This window comes from Pedobacter aquatilis, assembly GCF_032678405.1.
GTDB classification, from domain to species: Bacteria; Bacteroidota; Bacteroidia; order Sphingobacteriales; family Sphingobacteriaceae; genus Pedobacter; species Pedobacter aquatilis_A.
The window spans coordinates 223403-241447 of record NZ_JAVTSJ010000005.1; the positions used below are offsets into that span (position 1 = coordinate 223403).

Sequence of the window (18045 nt, forward strand, 5' to 3'; positions counted from 1 at the left end):
ACCGTTATTCATATTTTAAGGCATCAACAGGATTAGCCTTTACAGCTTTCCTTGCCTGTATACTCACGGTAATCACGGTTAATAAAATAGTTATCAATGCGCTAATCACGAAAGGCAAAACAGGTAAATTGATTCGGTAAGCAAAGGTTTTGAGCCATTTTTTAGTGAGGATATATGCTACAGGCCATGAAATTGCATTGGCAATAAGCACCATCACAAAAAATGCGCTATTAATTAATTTGAAAATTTGCACATCACTTGCGCCTAAAATTTTTCGTACTGCAATTTCCTTTATCCGGCCATTTGTGATGTAGCGTGCGAAAGCAAACAAGCCCAGAATTGCGATGAAAATAGTAAGCAAAGCCGCAGCAAAAAATACAGATTGTAATTGCTCCTGTTTTTTAAAGAGTTTACCATAAAGTTCATCTAAAAACTCATACCTGAAATCTTCACCATCTTTGGGGTTAATTTGTGGCCATTGCGCTTTCAAAGCAGCCAACGCATCTACCATTTTATTTTCCTCGATTTTAAGCATGAGTTGCGTTTTATAATTCCCGCAAGGATTTTTAATTGAATAAATGGTCGGTTGAACGGCATTTTCAAAACCCTGTGATTTGAAATCTTTAACCACACCGACTATTTTATAATCGATATTACAACCTCTGATTGTCTTTCCTACAGGATTTTTCATGCCATACTTTGCAACTGTACTTTCATTCACAACAGCAGCGTTTGCAGTATCAGTTCCAAATCCTTTGTTAAAAAAGCGACCTTCTTTTAATTTAATGTCGAGCGTTTCGAAATAATCGAAATCTACATCAACAAAGTCCAGGCTTCCCTGCCTACCTTCAAATGTATAGCCATTAGCACCATTATCAGAACCATCAGGAATAGCGGTGGCTACAGTTGCCGATTTAATTCCAGGGATTTTTAAAATCCTTTCCCTCACAGGCTGAAAGTTTTCAGGTTTATTAAACAACGATACATTCTTGATATAAACGACTTGATTTGCCGTAAAGCCTAAATCCTGGGTACGCATGTATTTGAGCTGCGAATTAATAATCAGTAAACCAATAATAAAAATTACAGCTATGCTAAACTGAAAAACAAGCAAACCATTTCTCAACCACGAACTCTGCTTACTGGTCGAAAAATTACCTTTAAGCACCAACGCCGGTTTAAAGCCCGATAGAACCATTGCAGGATAAATGCCGGCTATTAAAGTAATCAGGCATAAAATAAGCGGCAACTGCCACAATAAATTATTATCAAAATGCCAGATTGATAAGTTAACCAGAAATAAATTATTGAAGTACGGTAATACCAGTTCTGCAAGAATTAAAGCTAAAACGGTTGCAACGGCACATTGAATAAATATTTCGGTCAGGAATTGAGTAGTTAGCTGAAAACGATAAGCGCCCATTACTTTTTTAACACCAACCTCTTTGGCTCTTTTTGTTGCCTGTGCAATACTTAAGTTAGTGAAATTAATGCAGGCTATTACCAGAATCAGTATCCCTAATACCGAAAGTGCAACGAGTATTTTATATGGTGCATCATTACCAGCCTTTGGCTTAAGGTGCAAATTCGATAACGGATCTAAAAAAGTTGAAACCGTTTTTATCTCATCAACCACTTTTTGATCGGTTTCTCCCTTCAATAGCTCCTTACGGTATAATTCGGTAATTTTTTGCTCGAGGTTAGCAATGTCAGTACCTGGTTTTACCTGAATATAGGTGTTGTAATTATTGTAACCATAATTTTCCCCTTTTCCTATTTCATTACCAATTGAAACGCCATCAAAAGCAAAGTTTGAATGCAGGTTATTAACAATTGAACCGGCAATTATTCCTGTTACGCCTGAGTTACTTGCACCAAAACCAACCATTTCAGGTTTGTTGTCGGTTTTATCCGGAAACAATGTTTTCATGTTTTCCGTATTTAAATAACTGAGTCTTTCAACCTCACCAGATGGCTTTACTAATCCTCCATTTGGCTGGATATTTAAGATTTTTGCGGCATTATAATCAGCCTGAAGAATATTTTTAGCAAAAACAGTATGCTTGCCCTTCTTAATTGTCAGTTCAAAAAAACTACCCTTGGTAATACCTGCTTCTTCTACTTCCGGAAAACTTTGCTTAATTGCTTTCGCCAAAGGCGGAGAAGTATAATTCGTTTTAAAATCAGGTTCAATCCGGCCTACAATATAAATGTTATCGTAATTCGGGTTTGTCTTATCAAAAGTGGTTTCGTAAGTAAAATACATTACAACCAAAATAAATGCAGCCAAAGCAATTGCTAAACCACCAACATTGATTGTGGTAATTCCTCTGTTTTTCCAAAGGTTTCGTAAAGCGATTTTTAAGTTAAGCTTGAACATAGGGTTTAAGGTTTAGGACTTAGGGTTAAAGGTCAAAGCGCATATACCTTATGCTTTTCACCTTTAACTTTTTAGCCTCATTCATATTTTAATGCATCAACAGGATTGGCTTTAGCTACTTTAACAGACTGTATACTAACCGTTAAAATTGCTATTATAACCGATAAACTTAGGGCAATTGCAAACGGGATCACTGAAATCGAAATCCTGTATTCGTATGCTGAAAGCCATTTATTAATAATGATATAAGCTAATGGAAAAGCAATCAGATTAGCTATGGCCACAAGTTTTATAAAATCTTTATTTAACAAGGTGAGGATGTTAGAAGTGCTCGCCCCTAAAACCTTACGTATACTGATTTCCTTTTTACGCTGTTCGGCCATAAAGAGCGCTAAGCCTAGCAAGCCTAAACAAGATATGAAGATGGCAAAACCACCAAACCAGTTGGAAAGCGTACCCAAGAGTTTTTCATCCTGAAACTTTACATCGAACGACTGGTTAACAAATTTGCGGTTAATGGGGTAATTAGGCTCAATCGTTTTAACAATTTCATCAACTTTTTCCAGTGATGAGCTTATATTCTGATTCGGATTTAACCTAACAATGATTACTTGTGCATTATCATTCGAGCTTCTGTTAAGGTAAAATATCATAGGTGCTACTTTCTGATAAGCACTTTCTACTACAAAATCTTTTACTACGCCAACATTAGTTAGCCTGTTACCCCAAAAAGTAATTACTGAACCGATAGGATTTTTTAAGCCCATCATTTTAACGGCCGCTTCATTCAACATCACATTGTTGCTGTCATTAGGAAATTGCGGAGAAAACTCCCTGCCACTAACCAATTGTGTACCAACCGTTTCAACAAAATCATACCCAATTGCCCGATGATTAAATGAGATGAGTTCGTTTGGTTTCTTACCCTCCCACTCAATATTCGTTGTATTGTTTCCACCTTCAGTTAAATCGGAGCTGAAAATAGTAACATGTGATGCCGCACCAGATTTTACAAGCTGTGTTTTTAGGAGCTCTAGTTTACTCTGGTCATGCATTTTCCCATTTATTGCAATCTGTAGCAAGTTAGATTTATCATAGCCGATAGGTTTATTTTTTACGTAGATAAGTTGCTGATAAATAACTACAGTGCAAACGATTAAGCAGGCTGCAAATACAAATTGCCCAACAACCAATATTTTCCTTACCGATACGGATGAATCTGTTTTGATTTTTAATCCCTTTAATACTTTTATCGGTTCAAAAGATGATAGGTATAACGCCGGATAGCTCCCTGCAACAAAACCTGTAAAAATCATCAGTCCGGTTAATGTTAACCAAAAGGAAATATTATTATAGTTTATGGTTAATTTAATATCTAATAAATTATTAAAATAGGGTAAACTTACTTCAACCAAAATGAAGGCAAAAACAGTGGAAATAAATGTCACCAATATCGACTCTAGAAAGAATTGGCTGATTAGTGATTTCCGTGTTGAACCGATTGCTTTACGAACGCCTACTTCTTTTGCTCTACGTTCCGAGCGTGCAGTCGATAAATTCATAAAGTTTACACAGGCAATGAGCAGTATGCAGAAAGCAAGCAATAGAAATATTTTAAGCTGATCTATTTTTCCTCCTACCGATTTTCCATTTTCAAAATCGCTATATAAGTGCCATTTATCCAATGGATGCAATAATGCTTCAGCAGTTATTTCCTTATCGTGACGTTTGTAAATTTCCTTTATGTCGGCATTTGCTTTACCAAAGGCATTATTATCTTTTAACTGAACCAGGGTTAAACACATATTATTCCCCCAGTTAGGCTCTTTTACCCATGGTTCTCTTTGCTCATATAACTTCCAGGGCATTAAACATTCAAAGTAGATACTGCTATTTGCGGGCACATCATCTATTACCGCCTCAACTTTTAAAATGTTCTGGTTTTCAAATTTTACGGTTTTATTGATTGGATTTTCCTTTCCAAATAATTTCTCAGCAAAAGATTTAGTTAAAATAATTGTATTAACATCTTTTAAAGCACTGGCAGGGTTACCCGTTAAAAAATTATAGTCCAGAATTTTAAGGAAATTTGGATCAGCAAAAACTACTCTGGAGCTTATCTTTTTATCACCAACGGCAACCAAGTTCGGGCGTGGATATGTTGAACGTGAAGCATATTTAACCCCAGGAAACTTTTCCTGCACTTCAGCTGCCATTACATTAGGCGTCCACGACCAACTGAAAGTTTTACTATTTGCCACAACACTTTGATAAACAACATAGGTTTTTTCATGATTGGTAAACTGCTTATCGAAACTCCATTCATAAGCCACGTATAAAAGTAAAATCATACAACTGGCCAAACCAATAGCCAATCCACCAACATTAATTAAGGTGAATCCTTTATTTTTCCAAAGGTTTCGCAAAGCGATTTTTAAGTTTAATTTGAACATGGTAATAGCAAGTAGTTATTATTAAGTAACAGGTATCAAGACTTTACTAAGTTTCTGTCTTTCTTTTTGTTGTTTCAGTATTTCCTTTTATTAGCGCCTTTTCCGAATCTCCCCATCCAGGGAGATGTCGGGTGGCTTATCATTAACTAAAACTAAATTTTCTTTATCTGCCTTTTGGTGCTAAAAGGTTTATATCAACTCCTCATTCCGGCTTTTATTAATCTTTTCCGAAATCACATGACCATCTTTCAGGTTAATAATTCTGTTTGAAAAACTAGCATCATGGCTGGAGTGCGTTACCATTACAATCGTGGTTCCGGTTTCATTTAACTCACAAAGCAGTTCCATAACTTCGTTACCGTGCGAACTATCAAGGTTACCTGTAGGCTCATCGGCTAAAACCAATTTCGGTTTGGTAACCAGCGCTCTCGCCACTGCAACACGTTGCTGCTGACCACCTGAAAGCTGTTGAGGAAAGTGACCGCTACGGTTAACGATATTCATTCTTTCAATAATCTCGTTAACCAGTTTTTTGCGCTCGCCTGCAGGAATTTTATTATAGATTAAGGGTAGCTCGATGTTTTCGAAAACAGTTAACTCATCAATTAAATTAAAGTTCTGAAAAACGAAACCCATATTTCTTTTCCGGAAATTAGAGCGTTCTCTGTCGTTTAAGGTTAAAAGTTCAGTATCAATAAACTTATAACTGCCACTTTCAGGCTTATCCAGTAAACCCATCACATTTAATAAAGTAGATTTTCCGCAGCCCGAAGGTCCCATGATGGAAACAAACTCGCCTTCCTTTACGTGTAGGTTAATGCCATTTAAGGCCGTTGTTTCTACTTCTTCAGTTTTGTAAACTTTTTCCAGGTTTTCTATTTTAATCATGAAGCAATTTTTTTGATGGTTAGTTTAATATTGTTTTGTTGAGCTTTTTTCAGTTCGACTTCGAAATCCTTTTCACTAAATATTTTATGGTAAATTTTAAATGTATAAACTCCGGGTTGTAATTCAATTTCATTAGCTTCTGCTTTTAATGGTACATTCATTTTCAATTTCCCATCAAGCATCAGGCTAACCTTTTCAAGCAGCGTCAGGTCTCCATCTATCGTAAATTTAATTTTGGCAAGGTCTGATCCTGCATTTTTTGCCGATTTGCTATAAATATTCATTTCATAGCTCACCCCATTTTTTTGATCAATCCAGTTAGCCTCTTTTTTAAAAATACTTTGAGCATTCGCCATTAGCGAAAAACAGGCTATTGCTATAGTTATTAAAATTCTGTTCATCATATTTATTTATTAATTTCTACCTGATCATACTGGTTAAACTGATCGTAAGAAGAAGTAATCACTTCATCACCTTTGGCTAAACCATCCAATATTTCGTAATACAGGTAATTTTTTCTTCCGATTTTCACATTTTTCTTAGTTGCCTTACCATTGTTTACCACAAATACCCACGAGCCGCCTGTACTTTGGAAAAACTGTCCCTGAGCAAGCAATAACGATTTGCTATTATCAGATAAAGTTAATTTTGTTTGAAGCGATAAGCCTCGACGTAAGCCTTCAGGTGCAGGACCTTTAAAAACCATTTCCACTTGAAATTGACCCGCAGTAACCTCAGGAATAACCTTGCTCACGGTTAAATTATATGTTTTGCCATTAAACTCACAGGTTGAAGTTTGTCCTTCTTTAACACGATTGATATAGTATTCATCAACACCAGCCTGTAGTTTATAGCCTTGTAAAACATCAATCTTTCCAATCATTTCATTGGCATTATACGATTTGCCAATAACCGGATCGTAAGACGATAGCTTTCCCGAAACTGGTGCTTTGATTGTCATGTTTTCGATATTCTGACGAATCATTTCCAAGCTTTCGTTCATTTGCCCCATTGATTGATCGATTTGCGCCAACTGCATTTTTCTACTTTGGTTTTCTTGTTTAACCGCCTGGCGAACAATTTTCAGTTTACCCTGATAATATTCATAGTCCTGACTCGATTTATTGAACTCTTGTAGTGTAATTACTTTTTTTGCAAAAAGCGCACTATCCAGGCGGTATTGACGGGCAGCGGTCCTTAGGTTATTTTCAACATCCAAAACATCTTGATTCAAAACCCGCTGATTTTGCTCTAAATCTAATCTTGATTTACGTAACTGGTTAATTTGCTCTGTAGCTGCCGTTTGACTTGAGGTATAACTTAACATGGCATTTGAGTTGGAGATTCTTAACAAGGGTGTACCTTTTACCACAGATGCTCCATTTTCAGTAAAAATTTCGGCAACCGTACCTCCTACAGAAGAACTAACAATTACCGAAGTTAATGGAACAACACTCGAGTTTAGTAAAACTACATCTTCAAAATCGCCATATTCTACTTTACTGATGGTTAACTTATCAGCATCGGCACTGTATGTTTTTTTCAATGATAAGGTGTAGCCATAAATAACAACTGCAACAAAGGCAATTGCCCCTCCTATTATGGTTAAGGTTTTAGTGCTAAATCTCTTCTTCTCTATTTTTTTGTCCATTGTTCGGTTTTACTATTTGATTACCCATTAACCAAGCCTGTGCCAAAAGCTTAAAAAACAAATAAAACACTAATAAACAATGACTTAACTAATTTTAAAATTTTAACCTGTTCATTATCGAACAGTTTATGTGCGGGAGCGGACAGTTTGATTAAATTTGTGATAGAAATTACTACTTTCTTCAGCAAATAGAGATAAACACTTTATGTTAGACGCTACCGTTTTAATCATCGACGATGATGATGATATTCTTTTAAGTGCCCGCCTGTTCTTAAAACAGCAGGTAAAACAGGTAATTACCTGCAAATCGCCAAAAGAAATTAATGTTTTACTTAGCAAAAACGAAGTCGATATTATCTTGCTGGACATGAATTACCAGAAGGGTGCAAGCGATGGACGTGAAGGTTTATACTGGCTTGAGCACATTTTATCGATTGATAAGGATTATGTGGTCATATTAATGACGGCTTTTGGTAATGTTGAGCTTGCCGTTAAAGCCATAAAAAACGGCGCAACCGACTTCATTCTTAAACCTTGGGAAAACGAAAAACTTTTTGCTACCATCTCAGCAGCATCAAAGCTTCGCGAATCGACCAGAAAAGTGAAAAAGCTGGAAAAAATCCATACTTCTTTACAAAAAGATATGGCCAGGGGTTTTGAACACATTGTTGGTGAGGCCGATGTTATAAAACAGCTTCAAAATACCTTATTAAAAGTTTCGCCCACAGATGCCAATGTATTAATTTTAGGTGAAAACGGTACCGGAAAGCAGGTATTTGCTTATGAAATCCATGGAAATTCGCAACGCAAGAACCAGGTTTTTATGCATGTTGATTTAGGTTCCCTAAATGAAAATCTTTTCGAAAGTGAATTGTTTGGATATGCCAAAGGTGCTTTTACCGATGCAAAAGAAGATAAACCCGGTCGTTTCGAATTAGCAGATGGCGGAACTATCTTTTTGGATGAGATTGGAAACCTGAGCTTACCATTACAGGCCAAACTCTTAAGTGTGTTGCAAAACCGAACGGTTACCCGCCTTGGAGAAAGTAAAGAACGTAAAGTAAATGTTAGGCTAATTACAGCAACTAATATGCCCCTGAACGACATGGTTGCTAAAAACACTTTCAGGCAGGATTTGCTCTTTCGTATCAATACGGTTGAACTTTTATTACCGCCGCTAAGAAAGCGTGGAACCGATATTCTGCTACTTGCAAATCATTTTATGCAGGTTTTCAGTTCGAAATATCATAAAGAAATTAGAAATTTAAGTCATAAAGCCGAAGAAATGCTGTTAAATTACAAATGGCCTGGCAATGTGCGGGAGTTACAACATGTTTTAGAGCGGGCAGTAATCATGAGCGATGGCAATGAAATTTCGGATGATGACTTACAATTAAGCCCGCAGCGCTTTACACAAACTACTGCGGTGCCTGATGAAATGGCACTTGAGGATATGGAAAAAATGATGGTTCAAAAAGCCATCGACAAGCATAAGGGAAATATTTCTAAGGCTGCAGCAGAATTGGGCTTAACCCGGGCAGCTTTATACAGAAGAATAGAGAAATTTGGAATTTGAGCGAAAAAACCTGAAGACTAAAGCGGAAAGCTTTTGGCCTTTTAACTTTTTAGCTTTTAGCATAGAAACATGTTTTATAAACGCTTTACTTTTCGTTTAGTATCCAGATTGGTAATCATTAACCTTTTAGGTTACCTGCTTTTTTACCTGGTTAAGAATACACAACTGTGGTTTACGATTATAGGTGTAAGCTTAATTTTGATAGGTTCGATTATTTCGCTCTATTATTATATCAATGAAATCCGCTCTGATATTAAGCGATTTATTTTAGCTGTAAAAACCCGCGACCATACCTTAAATTTTAAGAATAAAGCAACCAAGGGCAGTTTCCCTGAACTATATGAATCGTTTGGCGAAATTTTACAGGTGCACAAACAAATCAGGATGGAGCAGGAAGCCATGTTTCAACTCATTAAAACCATTCTTGAACAAGTTCCTGTTGGTGTAATTGTAGTTAAGAATAGTGAAACTGAGCACGATAATGAGGAAATCGCATTTTTTAATCAGGCGGCTTCAAATCTGCTTGGCGTTCCGGCTTACAAATACTGGCATCGTTTAAAACAGCATTTGCCAAATTTCACTAACGAGGTAGACCAGATTACTGCCGGAGGAAAACGATTTCTGGAGTTGAAAATCCAGGAAAAATTGATTCAGCTATCAACTGAGGTTATTCCACTAAACCTTTACGGGAATAACTACACTATTATCAGTTTCCAAAACATTAAAGATGAGATTGAGCAAAAAGAAACCGAAGCCTGGAATAGGTTAATTGGTGTAATCTCGCACGAAATATTAAATAGCATTACGCCAATCAGCTCTTTATCCGATACCATCAATAGCATGGTAAGTAACAAGGAGAACCTGGATTTGGATGAAATGGAGGATTTGAAAACGGCCCTGCAAACCATCAAACGCCGTTCAACAGGTTTATTGGATTTTGTTAAAGATTACCGTTTGATTGCAGAATTGCCAACCCCAAACCTCGAATCACATACTATTGGCGAAATCCTTAAACACATTAAAGTACTCATGCAGCCATTTGCCAAGGTTAAAAATGTGGTTCTCGATGTTGAACAAACTTCATCTAAAATTACAGTTCAACTCGATTTAAAACTTATCGAACAGGTATTAATCAACCTGATCACCAATAGTATTTATGCTGTCGAAAATAACGAAAACCCTTATATCTCTGTAAAATACCGTTTAGAAAACACCAAACTTTATATTGATGTAAGCGATAACGGAAAAGGCATAGAATCAGCTGATTTAGAGAAAATTTTTGTCCCTTTTTACACTACCCGGAAAAATGGCTCAGGCATTGGTTTAACCATTAGCAGAAACATTATGAAAATGCATCGCGGTAGCATTGAAGTGGTTTCGATACCAAATGAGCAAACAACTTTCTCGTTGCTTTTTAATTACGTTTAAGTTATTTACGGCAACTTTCTTTATCGGGGCTTATCCTTTTTAGCAATAGTTCTACTATTTCAAAAAATCATCTGAATGTTCTTTTAAAATAAAAATTCAAACAAAAACAGAATTAAGCGCTTTTATTAATGTGGATACATCAAATACAAGCATGAAGACAGTTATAATATCGAACAGACTACCCGTTAAAATTATTGAAGAAGACAACGAATATACTTTTATACCCAGCGAAGGAGGCCTTGCCACTGGTTTGGGCGACGTTTACAAATCAGGCAATTCAATATGGATTGGCTGGCCGGGAATAGAAGTTCCTGAAGAAAGACAGGAAGAAGTAATTCAAAAACTTAGTACGCTCAACCTGTATCCCGTTTTTCTTACCCAGGAAGAAATAAATCTATATTACGAAGGCTTTTCAAACGAGGTTTTGTGGCCTGTTTTTCATTACCTGGTTACCTACGCACATTACGAGCAAAATTATTGGGACTGCTATAAATCAGTAAACGAAAAATTCGCAAAAAGTGCGATGCAGGTGCTAAACAGGAGAGATAAAATTTGGATTCAGGATTACCAGCTACTACTATTACCAGGAATATTGCGAACTAAACTTCCGAATTCTACCATTGGATTCTTTCAGCATATTCCATTTCCATCTTATGAGATATTCAGGTTAATCCCCTGGCGTGAGGAATTACTGAATGGCTTAATAGGAGCCGATTTAATCGGTTTCCATACTTATGATGATGTACGACACTTCATCAGTACAGCAACACGATTACTAACAGTTACTTCTTCTTCAAATGTCATCCATAACAGTGAAAGACAAATTGTTATCGAAGCTTTCCCGATGGGAATAGATTATGATAAATTTTCTGCGTTAACAGCAACTGATGAAGTAAAACATGAAATCTCGAATTTCAGAAATGGAAAAGAAGATATGAAAATTATCCTTTCCATTGACCGCCTGGATTATAGCAAAGGAATTTTAGAACGACTGAAAGCACTCGAATTACTGTTGCAGGTACATCCCGAATACATTGGTAAAATCGAGTTATTCATGATCGTAGTTCCTTCAAGGGATACGGTACCCCAATACAATGAGCTTCGCGAGCAAATTGATCAGTTTGTTGGAAATTTAAATGCCCGCTACCGTTCTATGGATTGGATTCCGGTTAATTATTTCTACCGCTCTTTCCCTATTGAAGTATTATCAGCGCTGTATTCATCTGCTGATATTTGCCTGGTTACCCCCATGCGTGATGGCATGAACCTGGTAAGTAAAGAATACGTTGCCAGCAGAAATAACGAAGATGGTGTTCTTATTTTAAGCGAAATGGCCGGTGCTTCCAAAGAGTTAACGGATGCACTTGTTGTTAACCCGAATAACCTTGGCGATATCATGGATGCCATCGTTACCGCCTTAAAAATGCCCGTAGAAGAGCAGCAGCAGCGTATGAAAGCCATGCGTTCCATAGTAGAAAAATTCAATGTGAAACATTGGGTAAACAATTTTATATTAAGATTAAACGAAGTGAAAGATTCACAAAAATCATTACTAACAAAACACGCAGTAAATACGATTAATGAGATTATTGCTGCAAAATATGCAAAAACGAAAAACCGCGTACTGTTTCTTGATTACGATGGGACGCTGGTAGATTTTACCGGAAATATTGATGATGCATCGCCGGATGATGAATTATATGACCTGATTGAAAACCTGACATTAGATAGTTCAAATACGGTTGTTATTATTAGCGGCAGAAGAAATGAAACACTTGAAAAATGGTTTGGACATTTAAAGGTTGATTTGATTGCCGAACATGGTGCCTGGCAAAAAACCTATGGCGATAAATGGAATTGTCTTCCTTTATTAACTGACCAATGGAAAAGTGAAATTAAAGCACAACTGGAAACCTACACAGATAGGACACCGGGATCATTTATAGAAGAAAAAAGTTATTCATTGGTATGGCATTACCGCAAGGCGGAAGAAGGACTTGGCGATTTAAGGGCGAACGAAATTGTAAGTCATATGAAAATTTTGGCTGCAGATAAAGGTTTACAACTGATGCCAGGAAACAAGGTTATCGAATTTAAAAATATTGAAGTAAATAAAGGAAAAGCTGCATTGAACTGGTTATATAATAAACATCCTGACTTTATTATGGCTTTAGGTGATGATCATACCGATGAGGATATTTTCAAGGCTTTACCCGATGATGCTATTACGGTTAAAGTTGGCAATAATCTTTCTGAAGCAAAATACTATCTAAATGATTTTAAAGAAGTTAGAAAACTTCTCTGGAGTTTAGTTAAAGAAGAATTTGTGGAGAGGGATTGAGTTCGTTACGTCGTCATTCTGAATGCAGTGATCTCTTACATACTGTTTTCTGGTTCGGTGACACAATAAATCAGGTTAAAATACCAAAACGCTAAATACTGGTCGGTGATGCACCGACCAGCTTAAAATTAAATCCTTACAAAAATATTGGTCTATCCAGTTTAATCGCAATGCGATACGCGGCGTTCATTAAGCCTACATGGCTATATGCCTGCGGAAAATTCCCCCATTGACTACCCGTTTTGGCATCAACATCCTCACTGAAAAGTAACAGGTGATTACAATATTTAATAATGTTTTCAAATTCCTTAATCGCCTCGTCAGTTCTGCCTACGCAAGCCAATGCTTCAACGTACCAGAAAGCACAGATTAAAAACGTTGTTTTAGGTTTTCCAAAATCATCGGCATGCAGATAACGGTAAAATAAACCATCCTCAGTTTTCAATTCTTTTTCCAACGCAATTAAATGGTCTTTTGCTTTATCTGATGCAGGGTCAAGGTAATTCATCATGATTAGCTGCAATGTACTGGCATCCAGATGGGGGCTTCCAACAGCATTGGTATAAACCTTTCTTACTGGATCGTAACAAGCCTCAATATGTGCTGCTGCTTTATCGATTAGCACTTTTGCTCTGTCCTCGAAATCCTGGTTACCGATTGTTTTTGCCATTTTTAAGGCGGCTTGTGCACCTGCCCACTGAAACAAATTACTATAGCAATGTACATTTGCTATATTCCTGAACTCCCAGATGCCGGCATCTTCCTCATCAATTGTTCGCTCAATTTTAGACAGTACGCCCTCTATCCATTTCACCGAATCACTTCGTTCTGAGAATACAAAACGATGATCAGTATAAAGTGGCAACATTGAAATTAACACCTGCCCGTAAATATCATTCTGTATATGTTCATAGGCCTGGTTACCAACCCGAATGGGCTGTTCACCTTTGTACCCTTCTAAATGCGGTAAAGTATGCTCAGTAATTTCCCGCTCACCGGCAATTCCATATAAGGGTTGGTAGCGTGTATCCTCGGCACGAGAGATATCAGATAAATAATTAAAATACTTTTCCATTTCCTCAAAATGCCCGATATGATTAAGCGAAGTAAGTACATAGTGTGAATCCCTTAACCAGCAATAACGGTAATCCCAGTTTCTTGTGCTTCCAGGCGATTCAGGCAAACTCGTAGTACTTGCAGCTATAATGGCACCGGTATCTTCGTACTGATGAATTTTTAAAACCAAAGCCGAACGAATTACAAATGGCTGGTAAAAGCCTGCAATTGATGAATGTTTAATCCACAGGCGCCAATAGGCAATCGTATCACGAAGAAAGTTTTCAGCAGTACTTACTACAGGTGCTTCCAGGTTCTGACCATAAGTCATGATCAGGTATTTTGCTTCGTTTAGCACAAAAGCTTTCTCATCTAAAATATAAGTTAAGGAAACATTTGTACTCAGCCTTATATTCTCATCACAACCTAAATAGTCGATATGATTACTGCCTCTGCTCGAAAGCATTTTCCCTTTTCCATAATTGCAAACCGGTTCGCATTTAACTGTAATCCTCGGGCTTCCCTGTAATGGTTCTATTTTTCTGATAAACATTAAGGGTTTGAAATACCTGTCGTATAAACGGAATCGTGGCGCAAAATCAGTTATACGATACTTTCCATCTTCTGCCGTGATTTCCGTTCGCAATACATTCGTATTTTCAATATAGTATTGATTTGTAGTGTACTCACCTTGAGGAAGAATAGAAAATTCACCACCTTTTTTCCTGTCCAGTAAGCTACCGAAAATAAAAGGGCTGTCGAAACGCGGCCAGCAAAGCCATGAGATATCTGTGTTTTTATTTACATGCGCTAAAAAAGCGCAATTTCCAATTATTCCCGTTTGATAGAGGTGTTGTTCTGCCATGCGATTAATTTGAGTTTAATTAAATACTAACAAGCGTGGCCCTAAAATGTTGGAGCAAATGAGGAATTTTAAGGAGAATTAAACATCGTGTATGAAACAAGCTCTTATTAAATAAGCCTGATTGAAGAGGAAATATTTTTTTGCTAATAACTTTGAATAGACTGTCATGCTAAGGCACGAAGCATCTGCAACCGATGAAACGGCTGTTTCTTGCCTCAGCATGACAACAGTTAAAATATTGAAACGTAAAACAGGGCTGCAACCGGCGCTAGAATGCTGAACGTTCAATTCAAAAATCATAGATAATCATTAAATTCTTTACAAGAAAAAAGCCAGTTCCGAAATACACGAAACTGGCCTAGTTAATGATAATGATTATCTTAAATTACTGTTCCACTTGGTAAAACAGCACCTTTTTTTACCACTACAATGCCGTCTTTAACAGCATAAAGCTCAAAATCGCCATCCTCTAAATGCGGACCGCCATTAATTTTCACATCATTTCCAATTCGGCAATTTTTATCGATGATGGCATTGTTAATGTAACAACGATCGCCAATACCAATTAGGGAATTGCCTTTACTATTTTCAGATTGTATTTCTTCTAAAGTCTGGTACCGGTCGCTTCCCATGATATAAGCATTAGTTACAACAGTATGCTTGCCAATTCGGGCACGAATACCCAAAACAGCATGTTCTACCCTACTCGCCTGTATAATACATCCTTCAGCAATAATGGCTTTCTCTAAAGTTGTACCCGAAATTTTTGATGGAGGTAACATCCTTGCACGGGTAAAAATAGTATGATTACTATCAAACATATTAAACTTCGGAATCTCATCCGTTAAGCCCAGGTTAGCTTCGAAGAACGATGAAATATTACCTATATCTGTCCAGTAACCTTCATACTGATAACTTAGCACACGACTTTGCGTAATTGCTCTCGGTAAAATCTCTTTACCAAAATCTTTCTCCTCCTCGTTTTCGTTCAGGATATTGATTAAGTATTCGCGATTGAAAACATAGATACCCATTGATGCCAGAAAATTACGCCCCTCGCCTTGCATCTCTTCACCTGTATCAGAAATCCACTCTTCAAGACCTGTTTTTGGTTTCTCGATGAAAGAAGTAATCATATTTTCATCATCTGCCTTTAAAATACCAAAGTCGGTAGCATCTTTTGCATTCACCGGAATGGTAGCAATCGTAATTTCCGCATTGGCTTCGATATGTTTTTCAATCATATCTTTAAAATCCATCTGGTATAACTGATCGCCAGATAAGATTAAAATGTAATCAAACTCATGCGAAACAATGTGGTGCATACATTGGCGAACGGCATCGGCAGTTCCCTGGAACCAGCCTGCATTCTGTACCGTTTGCTCTGCCGCAAGAATATCAACAAAAGCCGTACTAAAATGGCTAAAATGATAAGTATTTTTAATGTGTTTATTTAGGGATGCTGAATTAAACTGGGTTAACACAAACATACGGTGGATGCCAGAATTGAGGCAATTTGATATTGGGATGTCTACCAACCGATATTTACCAGCAATTGGAACTGCCGGTTTAGAACGTGTTTGTGTTAATGGCGATAATCTAGAGCCCTGGCCACCGCCAAGGATAACGCCTAAAACTTTGTCAGTCATGTTTAAGCTTATTTTAATATTTGGTATAATTCTATGTAATTCGTTGCTGCCCTATCCCACGAATGATCAATCTTCATCATGGTTTTACGTACTGCTTTAAAAGCTTTTTTATCATTGTAAAAGTTTACTGCCCTGTTAATGGAATGCATAACATCCCAAATGCTGGTCTGGTCGTGGCAGATACCAAATCCATCATCTCCAATATCAATCACGGTATCCCTCAAACCGCCAACTCTGCGCACAATCGGAACCGTTCCGTAGCGCAAGGCATAAAGTTGATTTAAGCCGCAAGGTTCTACCCTTGATGGCATTAGGAGAAAATCAGCCCCTGCGTAAATTTGATGAGAAACCTGCTCATTGTAACCAATGTAAGCGTTGTACTTTCCATCAAAAATTCCTTTTAACTGATTTAATCTTCCTTCTACCCAATTATCGCCAGAACCTAAAACTAAAATATTAATATTTTCGCCATGTTGCTGCAATGCGGTATAAAAAATATCAGGAAGTAAATCTGCTCCTTTTTCATCTACCAGCCTACCAATAAAGGTGAATAATGGCTTTGAAGCATCTAATTGAAAAACATCGCACAAGGCCTTTTTGTTTGCAGCTTTTCCTGCCTCAACTGTTTTTAAATTGTAACTTTTGCCTAACATTGGGTCAGTTTCCGGATCCCACACTTCATTATCGATGCCGTTTAAAATGCCGCTGCATTTCCAACGCTCCTGCCTAAGCAAACTTTCCAGCCCACGGGCATTATTCATCATCTCTTCCAGATAACTTGGCGAAACAGTAGTTACCCTCCAGGCACATTTTATGGCCGATGCCAGTGGATTTATTGCATCATCCCAACCTAATAAACCACCTTTCCATAAATCAAAAGCAGGTAAATAATATAATTTATCCCATCCAAACTGACCTTGATATTGTGCATTGTGAATGGTTAAAACAGTAGGTACTTTACTTATATTTTGATATTTAAGGCAGTTCGAAACCATGAAAGGTATTAATCCTGTATGGTGGTCGTGACAGTGAATTACATCCGGGCGATGTTCCCACTGCGCTATCCAATCTAAAGTAGCAATCTGGAATGCAACAAAACGTTCAGTATCATCGCCATAACCATAAACATTTGGTCTATCAGTTAATCCCTGTATGTGAACAATGTATAAATCGTAACCAAGCTTATTGGTCTTTTCCCTTAAAATCCGGTAAGCAAAATGGTGATTACCATAATTAGCCCAGGCATCGTATGCTACTTCAAATTCGCTCTCGCGAACAAATTTTGTTTCATACGCAGGCACAACCACTTTGGCTATGTGGCCGGTTTTATTCTGGTATTTAGGTAGGGCCCCTACAACGTCTGCTAAACCACCAACTTTAGCAACTGGGTAACATTCGGCACTAATATGTATAATTTCCATCAAATATTTGGTGTAGATAACTCCGTTAAGTTAGTAATTGTTTTCCGATTTAGAAATAATCGGAAATTTATTTTTGATGGCATTTTTTTCGTCAGAATCGGTTCTTATTGGAAGGGAATATTCATCACTTTTAGTGGGCTACAGCCCTGCTTTTCGTTCCAATATTTTTCAAACTTCTGTTATATTAAGACCCGAAGCATCCGTTTCAACGGTTGCAGATGCTTTGTACCTCAGTATAACATTATATTAAAGCTTAGCTGCAATAAAAAGTATTTCTAATCAATCAGGTTTATTTAACAAAGGCCTGTTTATAACAATTCGTCTGATCTTATCATAT

11 protein-coding genes are annotated in these 18045 nt (G+C 37.2%); 3 read left to right on the top strand and 8 right to left on the bottom strand.

The genetic code is table 11. The features are described from left to right. Positions 1–4: 4 nt before the first annotated feature. The 5 genes from R2R71_RS14715 to R2R71_RS14735 all read right to left on the bottom strand — a co-directional run bounded on the left by R2R71_RS14715 (position 5) and on the right by R2R71_RS14735 (position 7372). The gene (locus R2R71_RS14715; protein WP_316832038.1) at positions 5–2380 is read right to left on the bottom strand and encodes an ABC transporter permease; all 2376 of its coding nucleotides are present in this window, start codon (positions 2378–2380) and stop codon (positions 5–7) included. 77 nt (positions 2381–2457) lie between these two features. Then, positions 2458–4833, bottom strand: coding sequence for an ABC transporter permease (locus R2R71_RS14720; RefSeq protein ID WP_316832039.1), 2376 nt, complete (start codon positions 4831–4833; stop codon positions 2458–2460). Positions 4834–5022: 189 nt separating this feature from the next. Then, a complete protein-coding gene (locus tag R2R71_RS14725; protein ID WP_010602884.1) occupies positions 5023–5721 on the bottom strand; it encodes an ABC transporter ATP-binding protein in 699 nt (232 codons plus the stop codon). Then, positions 5718–6125, bottom strand: a complete 408-nt coding sequence (locus R2R71_RS14730) for a hypothetical protein (protein WP_316832040.1) — start codon at positions 6123–6125, stop codon at positions 5718–5720. The genes R2R71_RS14725 and R2R71_RS14730 overlap by 4 nt, the downstream gene beginning before the upstream one ends. A gap of 2 nt (positions 6126–6127) precedes the next feature. Next, positions 6128–7372 carry an efflux RND transporter periplasmic adaptor subunit gene (locus R2R71_RS14735; protein WP_316832041.1) on the bottom strand — a complete coding sequence of 415 codons (1245 nt, stop codon included), beginning with the start codon at positions 7370–7372 and terminating at the stop codon, positions 6128–6130. A gap of 205 nt (positions 7373–7577) precedes the next feature. Here R2R71_RS14735 and R2R71_RS14740 point away from each other — a divergent pair, with 205 nt between their 5' ends. The 3 genes from R2R71_RS14740 (at position 7578) to R2R71_RS14750 (ending at position 12717) form a co-directional block, all read left to right on the top strand. Beyond that, positions 7578–8948, top strand: a complete 1371-nt coding sequence (locus R2R71_RS14740) for a sigma-54 dependent transcriptional regulator (protein WP_316832042.1) — start codon at positions 7578–7580, stop codon at positions 8946–8948. 69 nt (positions 8949–9017) lie between these two features. After that, a complete protein-coding gene (locus R2R71_RS14745) occupies positions 9018–10376 on the top strand; it encodes a sensor histidine kinase (RefSeq protein WP_316832043.1) in 1359 nt (452 codons plus the stop codon). A 151-nt stretch (positions 10377–10527) separates the two neighbouring features. After that, positions 10528–12717, top strand: coding sequence for a bifunctional alpha,alpha-trehalose-phosphate synthase (UDP-forming)/trehalose-phosphatase (locus tag R2R71_RS14750; protein WP_316832044.1), 2190 nt, complete (start codon positions 10528–10530; stop codon positions 12715–12717). A 136-nt stretch (positions 12718–12853) separates the two neighbouring features. On the opposite strand, the gene R2R71_RS14755 is transcribed toward R2R71_RS14750, so the two are convergent. The 3 genes from R2R71_RS14755 to R2R71_RS14765 form a co-directional block, all read right to left on the bottom strand. Next, entirely contained in the window at positions 12854–14638 is a 1785-nt protein-coding gene (locus tag R2R71_RS14755) for a glycoside hydrolase family 15 protein (RefSeq protein ID WP_316832045.1), read from the bottom strand. Positions 14639–15018: 380 nt separating this feature from the next. Then, on the bottom strand, positions 15019–16287 hold the full coding sequence (locus R2R71_RS14760) for a glucose-1-phosphate adenylyltransferase (protein ID WP_316832046.1): 1269 nt from the start codon (positions 16285–16287) through the stop codon (positions 15019–15021). An 8-nt stretch (positions 16288–16295) separates the two neighbouring features. Continuing rightward, a complete protein-coding gene (locus R2R71_RS14765; protein WP_316832047.1) occupies positions 16296–17708 on the bottom strand; it encodes a glycogen synthase in 1413 nt (470 codons plus the stop codon). Positions 17709–18045 lie beyond the last annotated feature (337 nt).

Excerpts from the sequence above, each read along its gene's own strand:
- R2R71_RS14715 (WP_316832038.1), bottom strand. The coding sequence starts at position 2,380 with ATGTTCAAGCTTAACTTAAAAATCGCTTTACGAAACCTTTGGAAAAAC.
- R2R71_RS14720 (WP_316832039.1), bottom strand. The coding sequence starts at position 4,833 with ATGTTCAAATTAAACTTAAAAATCGCTTTGCGAAACCTTTGGAAAAAT.
- R2R71_RS14725 (WP_010602884.1), bottom strand. The coding sequence starts at position 5,721 with ATGATTAAAATAGAAAACCTGGAAAAAGTTTACAAAACTGAAGAAGTA.
- R2R71_RS14730 (WP_316832040.1), bottom strand. The coding sequence starts at position 6,125 with ATGATGAACAGAATTTTAATAACTATAGCAATAGCCTGTTTTTCGCTA.
- R2R71_RS14735 (WP_316832041.1), bottom strand. The coding sequence starts at position 7,372 with ATGGACAAAAAAATAGAGAAGAAGAGATTTAGCACTAAAACCTTAACC.
- R2R71_RS14740 (WP_316832042.1), top strand. The coding sequence starts at position 7,578 with ATGTTAGACGCTACCGTTTTAATCATCGACGATGATGATGATATTCTT.
- R2R71_RS14745 (WP_316832043.1), top strand. The coding sequence starts at position 9,018 with ATGTTTTATAAACGCTTTACTTTTCGTTTAGTATCCAGATTGGTAATC.
- R2R71_RS14750 (WP_316832044.1), top strand. The coding sequence starts at position 10,528 with ATGAAGACAGTTATAATATCGAACAGACTACCCGTTAAAATTATTGAA.
- R2R71_RS14755 (WP_316832045.1), bottom strand. The coding sequence starts at position 14,638 with ATGGCAGAACAACACCTCTATCAAACGGGAATAATTGGAAATTGCGCT.
- R2R71_RS14760 (WP_316832046.1), bottom strand. The coding sequence starts at position 16,287 with ATGACTGACAAAGTTTTAGGCGTTATCCTTGGCGGTGGCCAGGGCTCT.
- R2R71_RS14765 (WP_316832047.1), bottom strand. The coding sequence starts at position 17,708 with ATGGAAATTATACATATTAGTGCCGAATGTTACCCAGTTGCTAAAGTT.